The following is a 22,557-nucleotide window of genomic DNA, read 5'->3' on the forward strand; positions in this document are numbered from 1 at the left end:
TCAAACCGGATTCCTATATTTTTATAATATTGAGGAAATTAAATAATGTTCAAAGTATTTGGAGACCGGGGTGGCACGTTTACAGATATAGTTGCTGTCACTAATAATCAAACAATAATCAACAGACTTTCAAAACATCAAGAACGGTTTTTAATCGTTCCTCTCCCTAATCAAGAATGGATAATAGTCTATAAATTACTCTCAGAAAATCCCGAACAATATCAAGATGCAGTAATTCAAGGTATTCGGGATATTTTGGGTATTTCCAACCAAAAACCTATTCCTAGGGAAGCCATAGAAATAGTCAAAATGGGGACAACAGTAGCCACAAATGCCCTGTTAGAAAGAAAAGGAAATCGGGTAGTTCTAGCTATTACTAAAGGCTTTAAAGATGCGTTGAGAATTGGTTATCAAAATCGTCCAAATATCTTTGCTAGACAGATAATTTTACCCACCATGCTGTATGAGCAGGTAATTGAAATAGAAGAACGTTATGATGCTCATGGCAATGAATTAATAGCCGTAAATATTGAACAAAATAAAAATGGCTTACAAGCAGCTTATGACACAGGAATTCGCAGTTGTGCCATTGTTTTCATGCACAGCGATCGCTATCCATACCACGAACAACAAGTAGCACAAATAGCTCAAGAAATCGGCTTTACACAAATCTCCATATCCCATCAAGTTAGTCCATTAATGAAATTAGTTAGTCGAGGAGATACAACTGTTGTAGATGCTTATTTAACTCCGATTTTGCGGCACTACATTAACCAAGTAGCTAGTCAACTACCTGGAGTTAAATTAATGTTTATGAAATCTGATGGCGGCTTAACCGACGCACAACAATTTCAAGGAAAAGATAGTATTTTAAGTGGACCGGCTGGTGGTATTGTCGGTGCAGTTCAAACCAGCAAAAGAGCAGGTTTTGAATTAGTAATTACCTTTGATATGGGCGGAACAAGTACAGACGTTGCCCACTTTAAAGGAGAATATGAACGCCAATTAGACTCAGAAATTGCAGGTGCGCGGATGCGAGTTCCCGTATTAGCAATTAACACTATTGCGGCTGGAGGCAGTTCAATTTTATATTTTGATGGTTCTAGTTATCGTGTTGGACCCCAATCTGCGGGTGCAAATCCAGGACCAGCTTGTTACCGACGTGGAGGACAATTAACCGTCACAGATGCTAACGTCATGTTAGGAAAAATTCACCCTCAATATTTCCCCTCTGTGTTTGGTATTGCAGGCAATTTACCCTTAGATAAAGATATCGTCAAAAAACAATTTATCCAACTCTCCCAGGCGATTGTAGCCGCCACAGACAACACTTCTACACCCGAACAAGTAGCAGCCGGATTTATAGCGATCGCTGTGGAAAATATGGCAAATGCCATCAAAAAAATCAGTTTACAAAAAGGTTATGATGTCAGCGAATATGTCCTTTGTTGTTTTGGTGGTGCAGGTGGACAAGTTGCTTGTTTAATTGCCGATACTTTAGGCATGAAAAAGATATTTCTTCACCCCTACGCAGGAGTTCTTTCTGCTTATGGCATGGGATTAGCTGACATTCGCTCAATTAAAGAAACAGGCGTAGAAAAACCTTTGAATCAAACATTAATTCCGCAATTACAGCAATTGATGTTATCCTTAGAGACCCAAGCAAAAACTACTATTAACTCCGATGAAACAAGTAGAGAAACAATAGTCCAAAAAATTAACTTAAAGTATGATGGGACTAACTCTACATTAAACATTAATTTCGCCGATAATGTGGCATTAATGCGAAAAGAATTTGAAACTGAACATAAAAATAGATATGGTTTTATTCAAACCGAGAAAACCTTAATTGTCGAATCAGTCTCAGTAGAAGTAATTCAAAAAATGGACACTCCTGAAGAACCATTAATTACTCGTAATCGTCCTTTTGATCAAAATCCCACACCTGTGGAAATAGTAAAAATGTTTACGGCTGATAAATGGCATGATACTCCTGTTTATTACCGGGATAATTTACAACCAGAAGATATTATTATCGGACCTGCTATCATTGTCGAAAAAATCAGCACAATTGTCGTTGAACCTCACTGGGAAGCAACATTAACGAAACAAAATCACTTAATTTTACAACGCCATTTTTCGTAGGTTGGGTTGAGCCTTTGCGAAACCCAACATTTCCAAAGAAAATAAGATTTTCAGAATATTTGAACGCAGATAAACGCAGATAAACACAGATAAGACCTTGAATGGATTAATTATCAATTGGTAATTAATGTTAGAATAAACAAATAACTACTTGGTATCATATCATGATGATTACTCAAGAAATAGCATCTGAAAAAATCATCTCTCCAGATGTTATTTTTCCTCCCAGTGACCTATATAGTGATGAACCTCCCGTGGAAACAGAACTACACCTACGACAAATAATCCTACTTTTCAAATGTTTGGAATGGTTATGGAAAGACAGAACTGATTTCTATGCTGCGGGAAATCTGAGTATTTATTATAGTCCACATCAGAAGAAAACAGAAAATTTTCGTGGGCCTGATTTTTTTGTAGTCTTAGGAACTGACAGAAAAACTCGTAAAAGTTGGGTAGTGTGGGAAGAAAACGGTAAATATCCTCATGTAATTGTCGAAATTCTCTCACCAACAACAGCCAAAATAGATAGAGAATCAAAAAAAGAACTTTATCAAGAAACTTTCCGCACACCTGACTATTTTTGGTTTGATCCTTATACATTAGAATTTGCAGGATTTCATATCACAGACGGAAAATATCAACCTATAAAAGCCACCGAAAAAGGGCATTTATGGAGTCAACAATTAGGTTTATATTTAGGAATTCATGAAGGTTTATTGCGTTATTTCACATCAGAAGGCAATTTAGTCCCCACACCTGAAGAAACCGCAGAACAGGAAGCAAGAAAAGCAGAACGTTTGGCCACAAAACTGCGGGAATTAAATATAGATCCAGATACAATTTAATAAAAAATGTAGGTTGGGTTGACGCAAGGAAACCCAACATATTGTTTATCTTGAAATTAATTAAGTGAAAAAATGTATACCATATCTCAACCAGATCCCATTCGTTTAGAAATATTCAAAAACCTCTATCAATTCATCGCCGAACAAATGGGAATTGTGCTGCAAAATACCGCAACATCAGTTAATATTAAAGAACGGCTAGATTTTTCCTGTGCTATTTTTGATGCTTCCGGTTTATTAGTTGCAAATGCACCTCATATTCCTGTACATTTAGGCTCAATGAGTGAAAGTGTCCGCAGTTTAATTAATGATCAAGGTGACAATATTAAACCGGGAAATGTTTATTTATCAAATAACCCCTATAACGGAGGAACACATTTACCTGATGTCACAGCCATTACCCCAATTTTTGATGGAGAAAAAACACAAATTATCTTTTATGTTGCTTCTCGTGGACATCAAGCAGATATAGGTGGTATTACTCCTGGTTCTATGCCTCCTCACAGTACCACAGTCGCAGAAGAAGGAATTATATTTGATAATTTTCTCTTAGTTGAACAGGGAGACTTTCAAGAAACAGCCGTGAGAAATTATCTCTTAAATCATCTCTATCCTAGTCGAAATCCTGACCAAAACATTGCCGATTTTAAAGCTCAAATAGCTGCTAATGAAAGGGGAGTCCAAGAACTTGGTAAAATGGTCAATCAATATGGACTAACAACAGTACAAACTTATATGCAGTTTGTCCAAAATAATGCTGAAGAATCCGTCAGACGAGCAATTGATGTTTTGAAAGATGGTGCATTTATTTATGAAATGGATAGTGGTGCAAAAATTCAGGTTGCAGTGACAATTAACCGAGAAAATCGGAGTGCTAAAATTGATTTTACGGGAACATCTGCACAACTAAATAGTAATTTTAATGCCCCCAAAGCCGTAGCACAAGCAGCAGTTTTGTATGTGTTCCGTACTTTAGTTGATGATAATATTCCTCTCAATGCTGGATGTCTTAAACCTTTAGAAATTATAATTCCTGAAGGCTGTATGTTAAACCCAATCTATCCCGCAGCAGTGGTAGCAGGAAATGTAGAAACTTCACAAACAATTGTTGATGCTTTATATGGTGCATTAGGTGTCATGGCTGCTTCCCAGGGAACGATGAATAATTTTACTTTTGGGAATGAAAAATATCAATATTATGAAACCATTTGTGGTGGTTCAGGTGCGGGGATGAATTTTCATGGTACTGATGCAATTCATACACACATGACTAACTCCCGTTTAACTGATCCAGAAGTTTTAGAAACTCGTTATCCTATCCAAGTAGAAAGCTTTAGTTTGCGTTCTGATAGTGGTGGTAAAGGTAAATACACAGGTGGAAATGGCGTAATTCGTCGTCTTAAATTTCTCGAACCAATGACAGCTAATATTCTTTCTAGTCATCGGTTAATTCCTCCCTTTGGTTTGGATGGTGGAGAAAGTGGAAAAGTAGGAAGAAACTGGATAAAACGTGAAAATGGAACTGAAGAAAATTTAGGTAATACAGCTACAGTAGAGATGAATTCAGGGGATATTTTTATCATAGAAACTCCTGGAGGTGGAGGATTTGGTAAGGTTTTGTGAATGTCAGTATTATTGTAGGGTGCATTACGTTGATATTAATTTTGTAACAGATGATGATTTACAGCAAATTGTCATCAAACCTGGAACAAGAACCCCACCCCCAACCCCCTCCAGTATCAAAAGCTTATCCTTTTCTTCCCCCCGCTGCGGGGGGATTTAGGGGGGTGCGATGAGGGGGCTAGGATGTACCTTATATGATTGGAAATCGCTGTAATTGGGGTTGTTATTTATCATCATTAATTATCATCTATTCTTTTATCCTGTTAATCTTGTAATCCTGAGTAAGTAGGTGAACACAATAAAACCAAACTGTGTAAAGAAACGTAAAATCGCCCAAACCCTCTTCACTCTTGCCTCTTGCCTCTGGTTACTGAGCGAAGTCGAAGTATTGCCTTTTGCCTTGCCATAACGACAATTTTCAACGCCAACCTACTTATCCTGAGTCAGATATTTTTCTATAAAATTGTATTTTTAGTTAAAATAAGTATAAAACACATTTTCATTGTTTAATCTCAATTCATGCAATTAATTCTCTACAGCAAACCCGGTTGTCATCTTTGTGAAGGATTACAGGAAAAACTGGAACAAATCAAAAATCTTAGTTTTGAGTTGGAAGTACGGGATATTACCACCCGTGATGATTGGTTTGCCGCATATCAATATGAAATTCCGGTACTACATTTACTCATTGGTGACGGTAAAGAAAAACTGATACCTCGTCCTTCTCCTCGTCTGAGTGTGGAACGGTTGGAAAAAATGTTAAGTGATTATGTGAAAACTTGAAACTCTAATATTCAGATCCCCGACTGTTTAAAAAATTCGGGTATCTAAAAGCACGTAACTATTCCCTATATATTTTTTATCCCATCTATGGTAAATTTAAACAGGATAAAGCCAATATTCCTGTTTTTTAGCCTATTCTAAGATCCTCATGGCAGATAACACCAATAATCATCAATCTATTCTTAATGCTAGTGTAGGTGATCAAGCGTCGGAAAATGACTATCTTGGTTTTGAACCTTACGTTGTAGCTATTGCTGAGTTCTTAACTAATCCTGAAACTAAACCTCCTCTGACTCTTTCTATAGAAGGTGAATGGGGTAGCGGTAAGTCTTCTTTTATGAAGCAATTAGAAAAAGCTATTCAAGAAACTGAGAAAAAAAAGTTTGATGATGAGATAAATCAGGAAAAAAAGGAATTAAAAGAATACTTAGAAAAATTTAACCAGAAAAAAGTCCAAAACAAGATATTAAGTTTATCTTCTCTACTAAATAATTTATTAAAATGGCTGAAATTAAAACTAAAAATTATTACATTTCGTCCTCCAACCACAGTTTGGTTTAATGCTTGGAGACATGATAAAGCAGAAGCACTTTGGGCAGCTTTTTCATTAGAATTTCTGCGGCAAATTTCTCAGATTCGCCATAAGCGTGATGTATTGCCTATCTTTAAAGGTAATATTAGACTATCTTTTCTGCGTTTTAACTGGATTCAAGGAATTTATTATTTATTCTTAGTTGTTGTTGGTTTATTAGTCCTGATAGCATCAGTTGTATATGCTATTAGGGTAGAAAATAATGTATTAAAGGTAGTTAAGAATTTAAAGGAAATTAAAGAATTCATAACATTTATTTTTCAACCAGAATTAGAACTTCCTAGATTAATTACTAGAGTTATCATATATGTTTCTCCTTTTATAGGCTTTGTATCTCTAGTATTAAAAATTTTTAATATTGGCAACCCCAAAAATGATTTAAACAACTATCTTAAATCACCCAAATACGAAAACCAGATTGAGTTTATTGAAGAATTTCACGCAGACTTCAAAAAGATTGTAGAGGCGTTTTCAGGACAAAATAAAGTATATGTTTTTATAGATGATCTTGACCGTTGTGAAATTACCAAATCTGCTGAACTAATGCAAGCTATCAATATGATGATAGCAAATGATCCACAATTAATTTTCATTTTGGGTATGGATGTGGATAAAGTAGCTGCGGGTATTGCAGTGAAGTATAAAGAAATAATTCCCTATCTAGGATTTGATGCTAACTCTAGAAATAATCGTAGTTTATCCATAAGAGCCATAGAATACGGCTATAATTTTTTTGAGAAATTTGTTCAGATTCGTTTCCAAATCCCCCAACCAACTACATCAGATTTTGCACGATTTTTGGGAGATAATACACTTTCTACCAAAGCTTGTAATTCATCTAAACTTAACCCAATTAATAATTCAGTATCTGCTGATAAGTTGGTTAGTTGTTGGTAAGTTTCCAGATTTAACAATACACCAACTGTTTCTCCCTGGGTATTAGTTATATACTGCACTGATTCAGACATGGTTTGGATTTTGTATGACTAGTTATATTGTAACTTTTTATAAAAATAAAGGTTTATAAGATATAACAAATATTTATAATCAATAATATAAAGGAAACCTATCTAAAAAATATGAGTAACCAAATCACAATTACTCTACCAGATGACGTTTATCAAAAAGCTGAACACTTTGCACGTCTAGCAAACAGGGATTTAGCCAGCATCTTAGTTGATACTATCCAGTTTTCTATCCCACCTATTAGCCTAGAAGCAACAACCCTTGAACCTGTATCAGCACTTTCTGACCAGCAAGTTTTAGCTTTGACAGAATTACAAATGGAATCTGAAGAAGATATTCGTTTAAGTGAGTTACTGGATAAACAACAAGCTGGTATTGTTACAGAATCAGAACATTCTAAATTACAAACACTAATGCAAATTTATCAAGAGGGACTATTGCGAAAAGCTACTGCATTAAGTGAAGCTGTCAAACGTGGATTAATAAAAGAGTTAGGTGCGTGAGTTCTAGTCAAATTTCTGAAGAAGTTCGGGTTAAGGTGCGAAACCAGGCTAATCATCAATGTGGTTACTGTCTTAGTCTGCAAAAGTATGTATTGGGTATTTTAGAGATTGATCATATTATTCCCAAAGCCAAAGGTGGGACTGATAACGAAGAAAATTTATGGCTTGCTTGTAGACTATGCAACGGATACAAAGGTACTCAAACTCATGGTCTAGATCAAGTTACTGACAGCAAGGTAAAACTATTTAATCCTCGTCAGCAAACATGGTCATCTCACTTTGCTTGGACTAACAATGGTACACATATCATAGGATTAACTGCCTGTGGTCGTGTTACAGTTTTAGCTTTACAACTTAATAATATCTACGCAGTGACTGTGAGACAAGCCTGGGTTTCTGCTGGTTGGCATCCACCTGAAGACGTTTCTTGAATTTTGTTGTATCTCTCCCAATAAACAAAAAATAATGTTTAAATAGGCGCAAGACAAGCTTGTGGCGAGGTTCACTAGATGAAATTGCGGGAATTATTAGCGGCTGTAGGTGGAATTGAGTCTGTAAATATACCAGATATTGATATTCAAGGACTGAAAACTAATTCTCATACCTGTGGTGTGGGCGATTTGTTTATTGGGATGCCAGGAACTAGGGTAGATGGTGGGGAGTTTTGGCCGGGGGCTTTGGCTGCTGGTGCTGTGGCAGCGATTGTTTCTTCGGAAGCAATTCAGAAAAATCCGCCGACAGGAAACTCTGTGGTGATTGGTGCTGAGAATATGACTCAGGCTTGCGCTCAAATAGCTGCGGCTTTTTATGGTTATCCTGGACAAAAGCTGAAAATGGTGGGTGTGACGGGGACAAATGGGAAAACTACCACGACTCATTTGATTGAATATTTCTTAACTCAGGCTAATTTACCGACGGCGTTAATAGGTACGCTGTATACGCGCTGGCCTGGTTTTGAGGAAACCGCTGTGAATACTACTCCTTTTGCGGTGGATTTACAGCAACAATTGGCTAAGGCGATGAATGCCGGTTGTGATACTGGGGTGATGGAAGTTAGTTCTCATGCTTTGCACCAGGGTAGGGTTTTGAGTTGTGCTTTTGAGGTGGGGGTGTTTACTAATCTGACTCAGGATCATTTGGACTATCATTTGAATATGGAGGATTATTTTGCGGCGAAGGCGTTGTTATTTAGTCCTAATTATTTGCACGGACGAGCAATTATCAATGCTGATGATGCCTATGGTCAACGAATAATTGCATCTTTGCATGGGGAACAGGTTTGGAGTTATAGCGTTAATGATAGTACGGCTGATTTTTGGATGAGTGATTTAAGTTATCAACCCCATGGGGTGAGTGGGATTTTACATACTCCTCAAGGTAATGTGGCTTTTAGTTCGCCTTTGGTTGGTCAATATAATTTAGAAAATCTTTTGGCTGCTGTGGGGGCGGTTGTCCATTTGGGGTTAGATTTGCAATTGGTAGCAGGTGCTATTCCTGGGTTTCCCGGTGTTCCTGGACGGATGGAACGGGTGCAAATTAGTTCACAACAGGATATTAGTGTGATTGTGGATTATGCCCATACTCCTGATAGTTTGGAGAATTTGCTCAAGGCGGCTCGGCCGTTTATTCCTGGTAAAATGATATGTGTATTTGGCTGTGGGGGAGACCGCGATCGCACTAAACGCCCGAAAATGGGGAAAATTGCGGCGGAACTCGCAGATATGGCTGTGGTGACTTCAGATAATCCTCGCACGGAAGACCCGGAAAAGATATTGCAGGATGTGGTGGCAGGTATTCCTGATCTGGTACAGGCAATGGTGATTAGCGATCGCTCTACCGCCATTCGGACAGCTATTTTACAGGCTCAACCTGGAGACGGTGTATTATTGGCTGGTAAAGGTCACGAAGATTATCAAATTCTCGGTACTGAAAAAATCCACTTTGACGACAGAGAACAAGCACGAGAAGCTTTACAGGAAAGAATAAAAAGCCAAAATTAGGTTCCTTAATTTTTCGTTAGTCCGCGTAGGCGGACTATCACTACGGGACGCTACGCGAACGTTTGTGTAGCCGCGTATCCCTAACGGGAGGCGAAGCCCTTAACGGGTGACAAGGTGACTAAACAGCTTGTTTCATAAGGGATAGAGCCTGAAAGCCACGTTGAAAAAAGAGGTGCTTATTGCCATCATTGAGGTGACAGGTTTAACTGGTACTTTAGGACTCAATAACTTTACAACCACCTTGGTGTAGCTTCTGGTATCCTTTAGGCAAACCACGTTGTAGAGACGGTTCATGAAAAATCTCTACATCAGCATTAAACCATCCTGTAATTGATGAGATATGTAAGGGTAAAGCATGAGCTAAACCCCTACGATATATCGAAGTTCAGGGAGTAGGGGCGCAGGGCCTGCGCCCATTCAGGAGTATGGCTAACGCCACGCTGCGCTATCAGCCAACCCTAAATATCACTAAAATTAATAACATTGCCAGGTTAAATATCACTTTTTTGTCAATTTGTCAATAGGAAATTTTTGCGATCGCTCGAATTAGATCATTTCTGAGCGAATTCATGGCTAAAATTGTTGAGGGAATAGCTATTAATTTTGTAAAGTTTTGTATTAGCCTGGGAAATTAATTTCTGAAACTACTGTCAATAAAGGGTTTGAGACTAACATCTTCTGAAAGATCCAAAATTAACAATAGTAACCCAATTAATATATGGCAGCAGCATATTCACATTCAGATACCTCTAACTTCCAAAGGTAAAAAAATAGTCAACACTTCCCCATTTTGGGGACGTTGACGCACAATTAATTTCCCCCCAATTGCTTGAAATAAATGCTTAGTTGCCGCCATATTTAAACTAATTGCCCCTGTTTCCGGCTGAAACATCAATAATTGACCCAACGACTTCCGAATTGGTGGCGTTATCCGGTAGCCTTGATCTTGACAATCAAACTGAGGAGACAATTGCAACTTTAACTGATCACCAGCAGGAATTACTTGCACCTGAATACAACTACCAGGAGGTAAACTGCGCGTAAAATTCTCGATTAAACCAGTAAGTACCCTATCCAGCATCGCCGGATTACTAACCACCGTCGGTAACTGCTTCGGTAAAACCACATTTAAAGTTAAATTACGCCGAGTTGCCGCCAATTGCCAACGGGGAATACTCTGTTGTAAAACCTCATCCAAACACATCGGCGATAATTGGGAATTAGCAAATTTTGAAGGTTGTGATAAATTCTCTAACTCTGCCGCCTTAAATAATAACTCCATCCGGTCAATTTGCTCAGTACATTCATGATCAATAACCTCCAAACGACCGATAACATTAACAGGCAAATCCTTCCTTTTTAATAGTAATCGCGTCATCATCCTAATAGTCGTTAACGGAGTGCGAACCTCATGGGCAAAAGCTTGGAGCAACTCCACATCCGAACGAGATGGAGATTTTGGCGGTGGAGTAGGTGAATGAAAGGATAATGAAGTATGCGTAACTTCTGTGGGAATAGTTAACTCTTGCAGTAATAACTGACTAAATTGAATTACAACTTGATAATCTGGAGCAATAAAAGGATAATTTTGTACCTTAATATCTAAATCAGTAAACAATTCAGGATTAGTCAAAACCACCCTAGCACCTATAGATTCCCAAGCTTTTTGGACAACCGCTGATTCAAAAGAAAACAAAAATTCCTTCTTACCATTTTCATCTTCCGCCAAAACCAAAACTAATCTAAATTTATCTGTAAATATCAAACAAAACTGTTCCGCACCTAGAGGATCAGCCGGCAATAAAGGTAAAATAGATTCTTGAAAAGTAGCAGTATGGAAAGTATTTGTTTCTATATTATTTATATGCTGCGCCACTTCTGACGGCATCATAAATGGCATCAACGCCAAAGGATTAAAAGGTCTAGCTGTAAAAGTTATTGTTTGTAATCGTTGTGCTAGTTCGGGGTGACTAAATAAAGGTGCAGGTGCGGCTAATACCAAACCTTGAGGATCATGAGATGAACTTGTGGCTAAAGTTTTCAATAGCAAGTTCTCCGTAGCTGCCAGACTCACACGCCATTGCTGCTCCGCCTTAGCCGTAGAACACTCAGCGACAGGAGATTGATTTTTAGATAAAACTTCCTTGAGACTCGGCAAAATCCATTCGTACACAGTTTTTAACCTCTTGATTGCTTCAGCAGCTAATGGTGGTTATATTAGACATTTGCACTCTATATCCACGAGATTATCGTCATTGGGGTAAAGATAGAAAGTGGTATAACCGAACCTTCAAGGTGCAATATCCTCTCTTTGTCACCGAATCAGTCACCCATTACCAATCACCAGTAAACCAATCCCAAAAAAGATGCGGCTAAGTCTTGAGGATAGAGAATATATAGATAGTGGCTACCTGTGAGCATCAAACCGTTAATATTCGATAGCCATGAGTACAATTAAATTGGCTCTTTTCAATAAAAGCGTTTTAATTTAGTTATTGAAAAGTTGTCATTCTATCAGTTATCTGGATGTTTGGTTCATGACTTTTGGTTGTAGAAATTTAATTCTTTTTTAAGATTTGCTCCTGGGTATCACTCACAGTAAACTCCATCACTTCAAGTATTCAACTTTGGAAATCAACATGAAAAAGCTCATTCCTTTTCTAGTTAGTGGCGTTTTAGTAGCTGGCATGGTTGGTTGTCAAGAAGCACCAAAAACAGGTTCAGAAACTACTGGTACTAGCAGCACAACCCCCGTTGTTCCAGCCAAACCTGCTTCTGATACCACAAGAATTATAGATAATTCCACCGCAACTCCCACTACAATTCCCACTACAACTCCCACTACAACTCCCACTACAACTTCTAAATCCACAACCGACTTAAAAACTGAAATTAGCAAAAAACTGAAAACAGTTCTACCCGGAAACAAGTTAGAAATAACTAACAAAGACGGTGAAATTATCCTCAAAGGAACAGCAACTTCTCAAAAAGAAATCACACAGGCTGAAACTTTCATTAAAGCAATACCTGGCGTTAAAAGTGTCAAGTTAGAAGCTATTGTAAAGACCGAGAAAAAACCCTAGTACAGGTTGGCGTAAATAACATGACTATTAAAAGCTCTGAAAATTTGATTAGACATCTCCAAAAAAGATTGTACAGCCGAGAATCCCTACCCATGTAACGTCTCTACAAGGGTTTCAGGTCACGTATCTTTAATTTCTGGAGATGTCTATTGATTACAAGGCTTAAAAATGGTTGCTTTATTTACGCCATGATGTACTAGCTGCTTGATTTTATACCACTCTCACTTACCCGCAAGTTAGGCTATGAGATTGCTATAGCGGTATGCACTTGAATGAGATACATTCAGCAAATCGTAAAATCTGTAGGGGCGGGGTTTCCTCGCCCTTAATGACTCTTGTGGTGCGGGCATCTTGGCAGCTATGTGTACCTCATAACACAAGAGGGTGTTTTAAAAGTCATGATTGCTGTATTAAATATTTTACCCCTCCCTAACCCTCCCCTTATAAAGGGGAGGGAACTGGATTTTTATTGTTTCTCCCCTTTACAAGGGGAAAGGGGGGGTAACAATATGATGAAAATTACGGGATACCACTTTTTAAACATCCTCTAAGGAAGTGCCGTATATTGCTTAACATTAATCTAATCCCATAACTTGCCGATAACGAGGTGTTAATTTATCTACATTAGCTGATTTAGGCTGTGTTTCCCAGTGACTTCGGTTAAATAATTCTTGTCGTAGTTCATCAATATTAATTGTAGTAATTTTCCCATTACTAATAATTTGCTTACCATTTACCCAAGCACTATTAACAACATTGACAGGACGACCTAAAACTAATAAACCAATAGGATCTGTGCGGGGAAGTAATGATAAATTATTGAGATCATATAAAACTAAATCAGCTTTTTTACCAACAGTAAGAGAACCAAGTTCCTCTTCTACATTTAAACCTTTTGCACCCCCTAAAGATGCCATTTTTACAGCTTGCCTGGGTGTGATCCAGTATTGATAATCTGGTTCTGTAAGATTATGTAGAATCGAACCAATTTTAATAGCTTCTAACAAGTCTTGGGAGTCATTGCTAGAAGCACCATCACAGCCAAAGGTGACATTAACCCCCGCTTGAATATATTTGATAATTGGGGCAATACCACTGCCTAAACGGAGGTTACTTAAAGGATTGTGGACGACTGTAGATTGTGTTTGGGCAAGAATATTAATATCAGATTCCTTCAACCATACACAATGTGCTAAAGTTGTGCAACTGTTCAAAAAACCAAGTCGTTGTAAATGGGCAACCGCAGTACAACCATACTTTTCTTTAGCCAGGTTTTCCTGGGCTTTGGTTTCTAATAAATGGGTATGACGGCAAAGATCATACTTATTACTTAATGAAATACATCCTGTAAATAAATCATCGCTGCATAATTGAATCCCCGTCGGGGCAACTAAAATATTAATTCCTACCTCTGGTTGATGAAATTGTTTTACCGCTGTTTCCATAATTGCTAAAGTTTCCCCAGAAGAACGAAAATAAGGTTCATGATTTGCTTGTAATTCTCCATTAGGTATGCCCATACTCAAAGATTCATCTTGAATTAGAGGGGCAATAAAAGCCCGGATGCCTACTTCTTGATAAGCGCGAACTGCTGTAGCAATAGTTTCTAATTCTTCTCCAGGAATTAATACTAAATGATCTACTACACTTGTTCCCCCAGAAAGTAAAGTTTCTACTGCCGTTCCCAAAGCACTAAGATAAACTTGTTCTGTATTTAAAGGAGTAAAATCATATAAATGTGCTAACCATAATTCAAGAGGTAAAGGGGGAATTACTCCTCGTTGCCACATTTCCGAAGAATGGGTATGGGCATTAAAAAAACCAGGAAGCAGCAGTTTGTTCTCTCCATTAATTTCTGTGCCAATTATTTCTAAATTAGGGGTAATAGCGGTGATTTTACCATCTATAACCTGTACGTCTGTAGTTACGTAACTATCGGCAACGCTAATTAAAGTATTCTTAATTGTAAAGTTCATGATTTTAACCTTAATTAAGTAATTGATCTATTAACATAATTTTAAGCTACAACGTAAAAAACGATATCGAGAATTGGCATTTATGAATCTACCCACTCAGAAATTAGGATTTGCACCCAATAACTGGCAAGTAAATCAGACATTTGCAGATATTACTCGTCCTCAAAAGACTCCACGACCAGCCATTTTAGCCACAGAAACTAAAACTCTGCGTTGCGACTTATCCAAAGCTGCTATCATTGTCATTGATATGCAAAATGATTTTTGTCATCCTGATGGTTGGTTAGCACACATTGGTGTAGATGTTAACCCTGCCCGTCAACCGATTGCCCCCCTGCAACAATTGTTACCACAACTGCGGGCTGCTGATATACCTATAATTTGGCTAAATTGGGGAAATCGTCCAGATTTACTAAATATCAGTGCCGGTTTATTGCACGTATACAACCCCACGGGGGCAGGAGTCGGATTAGGTGATCCCCTTCCCAGCAACGGTTCTCAGGTACTAATGCAGGGCAGTTGGGCTGCTGCTGTGGTGGAAGAACTAGAACAGCTACCAGAAGACATCCAGGTTGATAAGTATCGTATGAGTGGATTTTGGGATACACCGTTAGACAGTATTTTACGAAATTTAGGTTTAACTACACTATTCTTTGCTGGTGTAAATGCTGATCAATGTGTTTTATCAACTTTGTGTGATGCCAATTTTTTAGGATATGACTGTATTTTAGTCAAAGATTGTACCGCGACAACTTCACCGGAATATTGTTGGTTAGCGACTTTATATAATGTCCAACAATGTTTCGGTTTTGTAACAGATTCTTCTGCAATTGTAACCGCAATTCATCATTAATTTAATTGGAGTAAAAACACCAATTACCAATTACTAATTACCCATTACCAATATGTACGATACTCGTTGTGTAATTCCCATTATCAAATCTCCCAAAGATTATCAAGCATATCGGATTAGTCCCCATGACTCTAACCGATTAGCAATTATCTTTGATTCTGCAAGTGCAAATACTTCTTTAACTTGTTGTATAGAAATCTTTGATGTCGGTGGACAAACACCACCAAATCGGCATCAATGGGCTGTAGAAATGTTTTTTATTCTCAAAGGAGAAGGCATTGCAATTTGTGACGGGAAAACGGTAAATATCAAAGCTGGAGATAGTTTATTAGTACCACCAACAGGGATGCATTTAATTAAAAATACTGGTGAAAACCGTCTTTATGCCTTAACCATTATGGTTCCCAATGAGGATTTTTCGGAACTAATTCGCAGTGGTATTCCCGTAGAATTAGATGCTGAAGATATGACTATTCTGGGAAGATTAGATTCTTTGAAGTTTTTTTAGATTACAAAAAACCGGACCAGGTAAGAAAATAGGCGTTGGATAATGGCGGTATGAGAGGTTGTTTGAAAAGTATTAGATGAAACTGATAATCTCCAGAAACCTAACCCCCCTTCCCTACCTTTTTCAAACATCCTCTGAAAATCAAAAATTCCCTTTCTCAAACTCTTACTCTTTGCGCCTCTGCGTCTCTGCGTGAGAAAAATTCATACTTTCATTCAGCAACGCCAGAAAATCAAAGTTTTTGCTGAGGTTATTTACACTCCTCAACTCTAATTCTTTTCCACAATACCACCGTTATCTATGGCACTATAAGTATCATTGTTGACTAAACCCAACCAAGGATCAGAACTGGGAGTTAAAAATAATTCAGCATAAACTTTTTCATTCAACTGATTAATATTTGATGTTTGATTTTCTGCTAAAAACCATTGATGAATTTGTCTGTGTAGCAGATATTCGTTTTTGACAGTATCTAAAGCCATGACGGTTTCAAAATTACGAATTACTCTGGATAAATTATTTTTGTCTGTTGTATTTGGTAACTTTTTATCTTCAATTAAAGTTATACTATTTTTATCCAGTCTAGCATCGTTTTGATATAGCCTAGATAATTCATTCCAAGTTGCTTGGTTAAGAATTTCTGAAGAAGCTTCTGCTGGTTCTGGTTGAATATAATTCAGAATTGGTCTTTCAACTACTGCTTTAGAAACTGCTAAGGAACTTGCTAATCTAGCATTAGGAGATGATGTAGGATTATTTGTGCGAACTAACTGGGGTAGAGATTGAATACCCAATTTAGATAAATCTGTTCTCCATTGGTTTTGAATGTCGTCAAGACGGCGCAGATGGTATTGTTGTAATAATAAATTGTATTTTTCACCATTTTGATTACTTAAAATTCTTGCAATTACTTCGCCTTGCTGGAGTTGTTTAAGAAAAGCTTTTGGTCCATAAAGTCCGGGAATGGCATCAATGGGACGACCAGAACTATCTAAAATATAATGAATACTATTACCGGTGATGGTTCTTTCTAATTTGCGTCCGTCACCAAAATCAATTGTTACTTTGGGAACAGGACGAACACTTTGCCAATGTAAGATAAATTTGTCTCTTAATTCTTGGGAAATTTCAGCATTGGGATATAATGCTACTCTAAAAAACCGGCTATTGGCACAACTAAGGTCTGTATCTAATCTCCCCAATAATCTTAAAGAAAGGATTGGTTTACCACTAAGTTTAGCAGCAGCTTTGGCTTGTTCTAAATCGGTATACCAATATAATTTGGAAGCATAACAATCTCGTTGTTGACACAATTGATCTAAAGCTGTTTTAATTTGTGGTTTTGGTGGAGATGTTAGGTTATTAATATGGGATTTGAGAAATGTTTGTAATCCTGTTTGTCCTTGTGTCCGTAATTTGGTAACTTCTTCAGATAGTTGAGATGTTTGTGATTCTGGTGTTTGAGTATAACCTGCTGGTGAAAAAACAAAACTAGCAAATATTAAAAGAAGTGGGATTTTAAAGTTATTCAATTTCATGTTTTTTGCTCTCTTTTTTATAATTGTGAAAAAAGATTTTGCCAATCAATTATAGTCGGTCTATTTCCTTGATTAACTATTTCAAAAACTTTATTCACAGAACTTTGATAAAATAAACTTTCTACACAGGTTGCAGCTACATCAATGCGGCTAGTATCACCGGAAATTGTGTCTCCTGTTCCGAAAATGATGTTTAATTTACCTCCACTTGTGGCTTTGAGTAAGGTATTGAGATCATAGGATGTATATGGTCCATCGGTTAAACGTCCGGGACGAATAATAGTATAAGGAATTCCCGAATTAATAATGGCTTGTTCTCCTTTTTCTTTAGCGTCAAGTACACCAAAAAGATTCAGAATATTAAATGGAAATTGATGTTTACGCAGAATTCCACAGGAAGAAACAAATACGAAGCGGTTGAGGTTTTTTGGTGCTGCTGATATAAGATTAATTACACCCTGTGTATCAACTTTAGTGGGGGTATTTTTGGCTTTATCTTCTAGGAATTGGGGATTAAATACGGTAATTCCTAATTCGATTATGTTGGGGGTTTGATTAAATTCCCATCTTGCGGAGGGGAAAGCGGTAGTTCCTGTACAACAAATAATACAGGTAATATTTACCATTGCTGCTGTGAGACTGCTAGGTTTACAGATATCACCAATTGCAATTTCTACTTTGTTATTAAACATTTTGGCGGCTTTTTCGGCATCCCTGGTGAGAATACGAACTTGTAAGCCTTTTTCTAATAGTTTACTAACTACAAGTTGTCCAACTCCACCGGTAGAACCGACAACTAAGATGAGATTTTCACTAGTATTCATAAATGGAAGATTTCTGGAATAGGGGATATTTAATCTACAATAATTTCGGTTTTACCTTTATGTCCATGAATTAATATAATTTGTTCCCATCCTTGAGTATACCAGGCTGTGGATTTAGGTGCTTTCAACCATTGCATAATTGCAATATTAGCAGAATTTTGACCAATATCTTGATGGAAAAGTTGAAAATAACATCCTATGGCAACTATACCAGTACCGCTGATACCTGTTACATCTTTATCTCTTACTAGTTTAAAGCTTTGTAGATGATAATTATCTCGTGAGTTTTCTCCAAATACTAATGTTCTCCCTCTTTGATTTTGCAGTTGTTGAAAGGATGCTAGAGATGGAAAGGTGACATAACTGGAATGTGGTAAAATTCTAGCGATAGCTGCGCTGACCAAAGGTACGCTACTTGTCCATCTGGTAAAATAAAACCACCACCTATAATCTGCTGCAATGGTTTTGCTTCAGTTTCAATTAACCAAAATGTTTGCTGATTTGGTTGCATAAGCATATTTTTATTTTATTTGTATATAGAAATTACCATTTCCGTAATGCAAAATTAAGAAAATTATATGATATGAGTTAAAATTTTAGACAGTAATATCTAAAGAGTAAAAATTCATGGTTAGAAAAATTCGCCGCGCTACCAAAGCTATGAAGAAGTCACGGGGGAAGGAATTCTATCACGAACCAGGAACTCAACCAGGAACAATCATTGTTGATGAAAATGCTGAACAACCAATTATTTTTCTCATTGACTATAATCAAACTGAACTCATTCATAAACAAATAAGTTACCCTGAAGAATGTCTTAATTATTTGGATACAGAATCAGTTTCTTGGGTGGATGTTCAAGGTTTAGGTAGTAAAGATATTTTACATCGTTTAGGTCAAACTTTTGATTTACATCCTCTGATTTTGGAAGATATTGTCAACATGGTAGAACGACCAAAAATTGAGGATTATGAAGATCAATTAGTAATTATTGCCCACATGGTTGTACCTAATCATAATAATGGCAGTTTTTATAGTGAACAAGTAAGTTTAGTCTTAGGCAAATATTATGTTTTGACAGTCCAGGAAGAACCAGAACATGATTGTTTTGATGGTGTGAGAATGAGAATTAATAAGAATAAAGGTATTATCCGCAGACAAGGTAGTGATTACTTGGCTTATTCTTTATTAGACGCAATTATTGATGGATTTTTCCCAGTTTTAGAACTGTATGGGGAAAGAATTGATGATTTAGAAGAAGAAGTAATCGTTAATCCTAGTCAACAAACATTACAAAAAATATATCAAATTCGGCGAGAATTATTACAACTACGTCGCGCAATTTGGCCACAAAGAGATGCAATTAATTCTTTAATTAGAGATGGTAGTGAATTAATTAGTGATGATGTGAGAATATATCTGCGAGATTGTTATGATCATGCAGTCCAAGTGATGGATATAGTGGAAACTTATCGAGAATTAGTGGCTGGTTTAATGGATGTGTATTTATCGGCAATCAGTAATAAAATGAATGAAATTATGAAGTTGCTAACGGTGGTTTCTTCTATTTTTATTCCCTTAACTTTTATTGCTGGGGTATATGGGATGAATTTCAATACTGAAAAATCGCCCCACAATATGCCAGAATTAAATTGGTATTGGGGCTACCCCCTATGTTTAGGAGCAATGGCGTTAATTGCTACCAGTCTAATATACTTTTTCTGGCGACGGGGTTGGCTGACTAATTCTGTTAATTTCCAAAAAGATATTCATCGCTAATGTCCATAAAATAGAGACGTTTTCTTCAACATCTCTAAGTTTTAAATGTAATTAAATAACGGGTGCGGCTGTAAACACAAACCACAGCAACAATGCTAAAACTAAGACACTAATTTTTACGAGCAGATACGCATAAGCATGAGGGATGAGCAAATTTTGGGTTGTCATATTCTACCTCTACTTACTAGCGGTTAATTAGTTATTTAACAAAAGGAGTCTTTTTTTCTCAACTCCATTTTCTTATATTTCTATTATCGCTTAAAAATGGGTGAAAAAGATGCTTCGTAAAGTTTCGTTAACAAAGGGCGCAGGCCCTGCGCCCCTACATCTTTCTTAAATTTTTGATTTACACATTTACGCTAAAATGTCAAGATATTTTTCTGGGCAAAGAAACCCATAACGTTTTATTAAGTTAAGTCAAGCAACCTTAAGACCTGTATAGATAGGTAGATCAAGAGGAATCTGAGGATGGTAAGCTAAATGGTGAAATATAAAAGTGACTTAGGACGAAGTGTTAAATGGGTGTTTCCTTAACGGCTCCTCTCCTCCTTCGGGCTGCTCGTGGTGAAGTAGTAGATCGTCCCCCTGTATGGATGATGCGACAAGCGGGACGCTACATGAAAGCTTACCGGGATTTGCGGGAAAAATATCCTTCATTCCGCGATCGCTCAGAAATTCCCGAAGTGGCGATCGAAGTTTCCCTCCAACCCTGGAGAGCGTTTCAACCCGATGGAGTAATTTTGTTTTCCGATATTGTCACCCCCTTACCAGGAATGGGGATTGATATGGATATTGCGGAAGGAAAGGGACCGATTATTTATTCGCCCATACGCACTAAACAACAAGTTGATCAACTGCATTCCTTAGATCCAGAAACAGCACTGCCGTTTATCAAAACGATTTTGCAAGCATTACGGCAGGAAGTGGGTAATCAATCAACGGTGTTAGGCTTTGTCGGCGCACCTTGGACTTTAGCAGCTTATGCGGTGGAAGGTAAGGGTTCTAAAACCTATTCCATCATCAAAAACATGGCTTTCTCAGATCCGACAATTCTCCATCAGCTACTCACTAAATTAGCTGATTCTATCGCTGATTATGTCCGCTATCAAATTGATTGTGGCGCTCAAGTAGTACAAATGTTCGATTCTTGGGCAGGACAATTAAGCCCTCAAGATTATGATACCTTTGCTCTACCTTATCAAAAAATGGTGTTTCAGAAGGTAAAAGCCACTCATCCTGACACACCATTAATTTTGTTGGTGACAGGTAGTGCCGGACTTTTGGAAAGAATGCCTGCTTCTGGTGCAGATATCATTACCGTAGACTGGGCAGTAGATATGGCAGATGCTAGAGCTAGATTAGGTAAGCACGTCAAAGTACAGGGTAATCTTGATCCGGGTGTATTATTTGGTTCTAAGGAATTTATCCGCGATCGCGTTTTGGACACCGTTCGCAAAGCTGGTAACTGGGGACATATCCTCAATCTCGGTCATGGTGTCCTCCCCGAAACACCAGAAGAAAACGTCGCTTTCTTCTTTGAAACTGCCAAAAATCTCAACGCTTTGGTCTAGTTTTTCGGGTGGGTTTTTTGCCCACCTGATTTTTATTAAACGCAGATGAGGAAATAACGAACCACAGAGGCACAGAGGACACAGAGAGAAATTTCTGTTATTTTTGAATAGGTTAACGGTAACATCCTGTACATCCTTAAATCCTGATTCTGACTAAATATTTTTCTGTAATCTTTAGATTTTACGGTCCACAAGTCTCGACGCGAGAGAACACACCAACCCACGGGGACAATGATACCCACCGACCACTAGGTGAGGGAGGCGATCTTCTGGTGCTTTTTTTATATTATAAAAAGAAACATCACTGTGGTATAAAAAACCTTTTATCGGTTTCATCTAATACTTTTCAAACAACCTCTTAGAGAAGTCGGGGATCTTGTTTTTCATAACTAATTTAGGATCGCTATATAGTCCAGGTGATTAAAAATTGCCTAGTACAGTGTATATTAATAATTGACAAAATAATTAAAGGAGAATTTACTCCATGAACAAATTATTAGATGAAACCCTATCCAATGAAATTGCCAAAACTATCAAAAGTAAAGCCAAAAAACCTTTTGATAATGCCTATAAAGCAGTTTTAATCACCGAAGGGGCAAAGTATATTCAAGGCTTTTTAGTATTTGCAGGTCAGCCTTATAAACCAGTTGAACATGGTTGGATTGAAGTTAATGATGTAATTATAGATCCGACACTTCCCCATTTACAAAAAAATCCCCAAGAACTGTATTATTTTCCCGCCCAAAGCCTGAGTGCCAAAAAGCTCAAAGCCATTATTGAAGAATCCAAAGAAGATTATCCAGAGGATGATCCTTTACCTATTTATGGTGAAGCCCCCTATGATTATTATGGTGATGTTATGTTGGGTGGTCTAGAATATTTGACAGCTTATCAAGCAGCACAGGCCAAATGTCAAGAAATCAATGGCTTAAATTTTGAAAAAAATTAGTCTCCCAGGGCAGAATTTC

20 protein-coding genes are annotated in these 22,557 nt (G+C 37.4%); 14 read left to right on the forward strand and 6 right to left on the reverse strand.

Annotation, left to right across the window (positions count from 1 at the left end; translation table 11 throughout):
- Positions 1-45: 45 nt before the first annotated feature.
- From AA650_RS00280 to AA650_RS00315, 8 genes are all read left to right on the forward strand, one after another.
- Entirely contained in the window at positions 46-2,145 is a 2,100-nt protein-coding gene (locus tag AA650_RS00280; protein WP_053537506.1) for a hydantoinase/oxoprolinase family protein, read from the forward strand.
- 164 nt (positions 2,146-2,309) lie between these two features.
- Complete coding sequence (locus AA650_RS00285) at positions 2,310-2,990, forward strand: Uma2 family endonuclease (protein WP_053537507.1); 681 nt, start codon at positions 2,310-2,312, stop codon at positions 2,988-2,990.
- A gap of 72 nt (positions 2,991-3,062) precedes the next feature.
- A complete protein-coding gene (locus AA650_RS00290) occupies positions 3,063-4,613 on the forward strand; it encodes a hydantoinase B/oxoprolinase family protein (RefSeq protein WP_053537508.1) in 1,551 nt (516 codons plus the stop codon).
- A gap of 519 nt (positions 4,614-5,132) precedes the next feature.
- Positions 5,133-5,396: a glutaredoxin family protein gene (locus AA650_RS00295; RefSeq protein WP_053537509.1), complete on the forward strand. Its 264-nt coding sequence runs from the start codon at positions 5,133-5,135 to the stop codon at positions 5,394-5,396.
- A 148-nt stretch (positions 5,397-5,544) separates the two neighbouring features.
- On the forward strand, positions 5,545-6,885 hold the full coding sequence (locus AA650_RS00300) for a KAP family P-loop NTPase fold protein (RefSeq protein WP_053537510.1): 1,341 nt from the start codon (positions 5,545-5,547) through the stop codon (positions 6,883-6,885).
- 182 nt (positions 6,886-7,067) lie between these two features.
- Positions 7,068-7,457 (forward strand): hypothetical protein, encoded by a 390-nt coding sequence (locus AA650_RS00305; RefSeq protein WP_053537511.1) that lies wholly within the window; start codon positions 7,068-7,070, stop codon positions 7,455-7,457.
- Complete coding sequence (locus AA650_RS00310; RefSeq protein WP_027403415.1) at positions 7,454-7,888, forward strand: HNH endonuclease; 435 nt, start codon at positions 7,454-7,456, stop codon at positions 7,886-7,888. The genes AA650_RS00305 and AA650_RS00310 overlap by 4 nt, the downstream gene beginning before the upstream one ends.
- A 78-nt stretch (positions 7,889-7,966) precedes the next feature.
- Positions 7,967-9,457, forward strand: coding sequence for a UDP-N-acetylmuramoyl-L-alanyl-D-glutamate--2,6-diaminopimelate ligase (locus AA650_RS00315; RefSeq protein ID WP_053537512.1), 1,491 nt, complete (start codon positions 7,967-7,969; stop codon positions 9,455-9,457).
- 739 nt (positions 9,458-10,196) lie between these two features.
- Here the strand turns inward: AA650_RS00315 and AA650_RS00320 are convergent.
- Entirely contained in the window at positions 10,197-11,630 is a 1,434-nt protein-coding gene (locus AA650_RS00320; protein WP_053537513.1) for a sensor histidine kinase, read from the reverse strand.
- A 466-nt stretch (positions 11,631-12,096) separates the two neighbouring features.
- On the opposite strand from AA650_RS00320, the gene AA650_RS00325 reads away from it, so the two are divergent.
- Positions 12,097-12,540 carry a BON domain-containing protein gene (locus AA650_RS00325; RefSeq protein WP_039200626.1) on the forward strand — a complete coding sequence of 148 codons (444 nt, stop codon included), beginning with the start codon at positions 12,097-12,099 and terminating at the stop codon, positions 12,538-12,540.
- 575 nt (positions 12,541-13,115) lie between these two features.
- Here AA650_RS00325 and AA650_RS00330 read toward each other — a convergent pair.
- Positions 13,116-14,516 (reverse strand): amidohydrolase, encoded by a 1,401-nt coding sequence (locus AA650_RS00330; protein ID WP_053537514.1) that lies wholly within the window; start codon positions 14,514-14,516, stop codon positions 13,116-13,118.
- Between the two features lie 82 nt (positions 14,517-14,598).
- On the opposite strand from AA650_RS00330, the gene AA650_RS00335 reads away from it, so the two are divergent.
- Both AA650_RS00335 and AA650_RS00340 read left to right on the forward strand, forming a co-directional pair.
- Entirely contained in the window at positions 14,599-15,369 is a 771-nt protein-coding gene (locus tag AA650_RS00335) for a cysteine hydrolase family protein (protein WP_053537515.1), read from the forward strand.
- A gap of 52 nt (positions 15,370-15,421) precedes the next feature.
- Positions 15,422-15,877, forward strand: a complete 456-nt coding sequence (locus AA650_RS00340; protein ID WP_053537516.1) for a cupin domain-containing protein — start codon at positions 15,422-15,424, stop codon at positions 15,875-15,877.
- Positions 15,878-16,146: 269 nt separating this feature from the next.
- Here the strand turns inward: AA650_RS00340 and AA650_RS00345 are convergent, their stop codons facing one another.
- Genes AA650_RS00345 through AA650_RS27420 form a run of 4 tightly spaced genes read right to left on the reverse strand, consistent with a single transcriptional unit; the run spans position 16,147 to position 18,756 of the window.
- Entirely contained in the window at positions 16,147-17,415 is a 1,269-nt protein-coding gene (locus tag AA650_RS00345) for a hypothetical protein (RefSeq protein WP_053537517.1), read from the reverse strand.
- Between the two features lie 17 nt (positions 17,416-17,432).
- On the reverse strand, positions 17,433-18,239 hold the full coding sequence (locus AA650_RS00350) for an SDR family oxidoreductase (protein ID WP_053537518.1): 807 nt from the start codon (positions 18,237-18,239) through the stop codon (positions 17,433-17,435).
- A 29-nt stretch (positions 18,240-18,268) separates the two neighbouring features.
- Positions 18,269-18,643, reverse strand: a complete 375-nt coding sequence (locus tag AA650_RS00355) for a hypothetical protein (protein WP_053537519.1) — start codon at positions 18,641-18,643, stop codon at positions 18,269-18,271.
- A complete protein-coding gene (locus AA650_RS27420; RefSeq protein WP_199924350.1) occupies positions 18,580-18,756 on the reverse strand; it encodes a hypothetical protein in 177 nt (58 codons plus the stop codon). Before AA650_RS27420 ends, AA650_RS00355 begins: the two co-directional genes overlap by 64 nt.
- A gap of 110 nt (positions 18,757-18,866) precedes the next feature.
- On the opposite strand from AA650_RS27420, the gene corA reads away from it, so the two are divergent.
- The 3 genes from corA (at position 18,867) to AA650_RS00370 (ending at position 22,538) form a co-directional block, all read left to right on the forward strand.
- Positions 18,867-20,018: a magnesium/cobalt transporter CorA gene (corA, locus tag AA650_RS00360; RefSeq protein ID WP_053537520.1), complete on the forward strand. Its 1,152-nt coding sequence runs from the start codon at positions 18,867-18,869 to the stop codon at positions 20,016-20,018.
- Between the two features lie 518 nt (positions 20,019-20,536).
- Complete coding sequence (gene hemE / locus AA650_RS00365) at positions 20,537-21,589, forward strand: uroporphyrinogen decarboxylase (protein ID WP_053537521.1); 1,053 nt, start codon at positions 20,537-20,539, stop codon at positions 21,587-21,589.
- Between the two features lie 484 nt (positions 21,590-22,073).
- The gene (locus AA650_RS00370) at positions 22,074-22,538 is read left to right on the forward strand and encodes a hypothetical protein (protein ID WP_053537522.1); all 465 of its coding nucleotides are present in this window, start codon (positions 22,074-22,076) and stop codon (positions 22,536-22,538) included.
- Positions 22,539-22,557: the final 19 nt, after the last annotated feature.

Source organism: Anabaena sp. WA102 (assembly GCF_001277295.1).
GTDB classification, from domain to species: domain Bacteria; phylum Cyanobacteriota; class Cyanobacteriia; order Cyanobacteriales; family Nostocaceae; genus Dolichospermum; species Dolichospermum heterosporum.

Bases quoted from the DNA above. Each gene is read 5' to 3' on its own strand.
- AA650_RS00280 (WP_053537506.1), top strand. From the start codon at position 46: ATGTTCAAAGTATTTGGAGACCGGGGTGGCACGTTTACAGATATAGTT.
- AA650_RS00285 (WP_053537507.1), top strand. From the start codon at position 2,310: ATGATGATTACTCAAGAAATAGCATCTGAAAAAATCATCTCTCCAGAT.
- AA650_RS00290 (WP_053537508.1), top strand. From the start codon at position 3,063: ATGTATACCATATCTCAACCAGATCCCATTCGTTTAGAAATATTCAAA.
- AA650_RS00295 (WP_053537509.1), top strand. From the start codon at position 5,133: ATGCAATTAATTCTCTACAGCAAACCCGGTTGTCATCTTTGTGAAGGA.
- AA650_RS00300 (WP_053537510.1), top strand. From the start codon at position 5,545: ATGGCAGATAACACCAATAATCATCAATCTATTCTTAATGCTAGTGTA.
- AA650_RS00305 (WP_053537511.1), top strand. From the start codon at position 7,068: ATGAGTAACCAAATCACAATTACTCTACCAGATGACGTTTATCAAAAA.
- AA650_RS00315 (WP_053537512.1), top strand. From the start codon at position 7,967: ATGAAATTGCGGGAATTATTAGCGGCTGTAGGTGGAATTGAGTCTGTA.
- AA650_RS00325 (WP_039200626.1), top strand. From the start codon at position 12,097: ATGAAAAAGCTCATTCCTTTTCTAGTTAGTGGCGTTTTAGTAGCTGGC.
- AA650_RS00330 (WP_053537514.1), bottom strand. From the start codon at position 14,516: ATGAACTTTACAATTAAGAATACTTTAATTAGCGTTGCCGATAGTTAC.
- AA650_RS00335 (WP_053537515.1), top strand. From the start codon at position 14,599: ATGAATCTACCCACTCAGAAATTAGGATTTGCACCCAATAACTGGCAA.
- AA650_RS00340 (WP_053537516.1), top strand. From the start codon at position 15,422: ATGTACGATACTCGTTGTGTAATTCCCATTATCAAATCTCCCAAAGAT.
- AA650_RS00345 (WP_053537517.1), bottom strand. From the start codon at position 17,415: ATGAAATTGAATAACTTTAAAATCCCACTTCTTTTAATATTTGCTAGT.
- AA650_RS00350 (WP_053537518.1), bottom strand. From the start codon at position 18,239: ATGAATACTAGTGAAAATCTCATCTTAGTTGTCGGTTCTACCGGTGGA.
- AA650_RS27420 (WP_199924350.1), bottom strand. From the start codon at position 18,756: ATGCTTATGCAACCAAATCAGCAAACATTTTGGTTAATTGAAACTGAA.
- corA (WP_053537520.1), top strand. From the start codon at position 18,867: ATGGTTAGAAAAATTCGCCGCGCTACCAAAGCTATGAAGAAGTCACGG.
- hemE (WP_053537521.1), top strand. From the start codon at position 20,537: ATGGGTGTTTCCTTAACGGCTCCTCTCCTCCTTCGGGCTGCTCGTGGT.
- AA650_RS00370 (WP_053537522.1), top strand. From the start codon at position 22,074: ATGAACAAATTATTAGATGAAACCCTATCCAATGAAATTGCCAAAACT.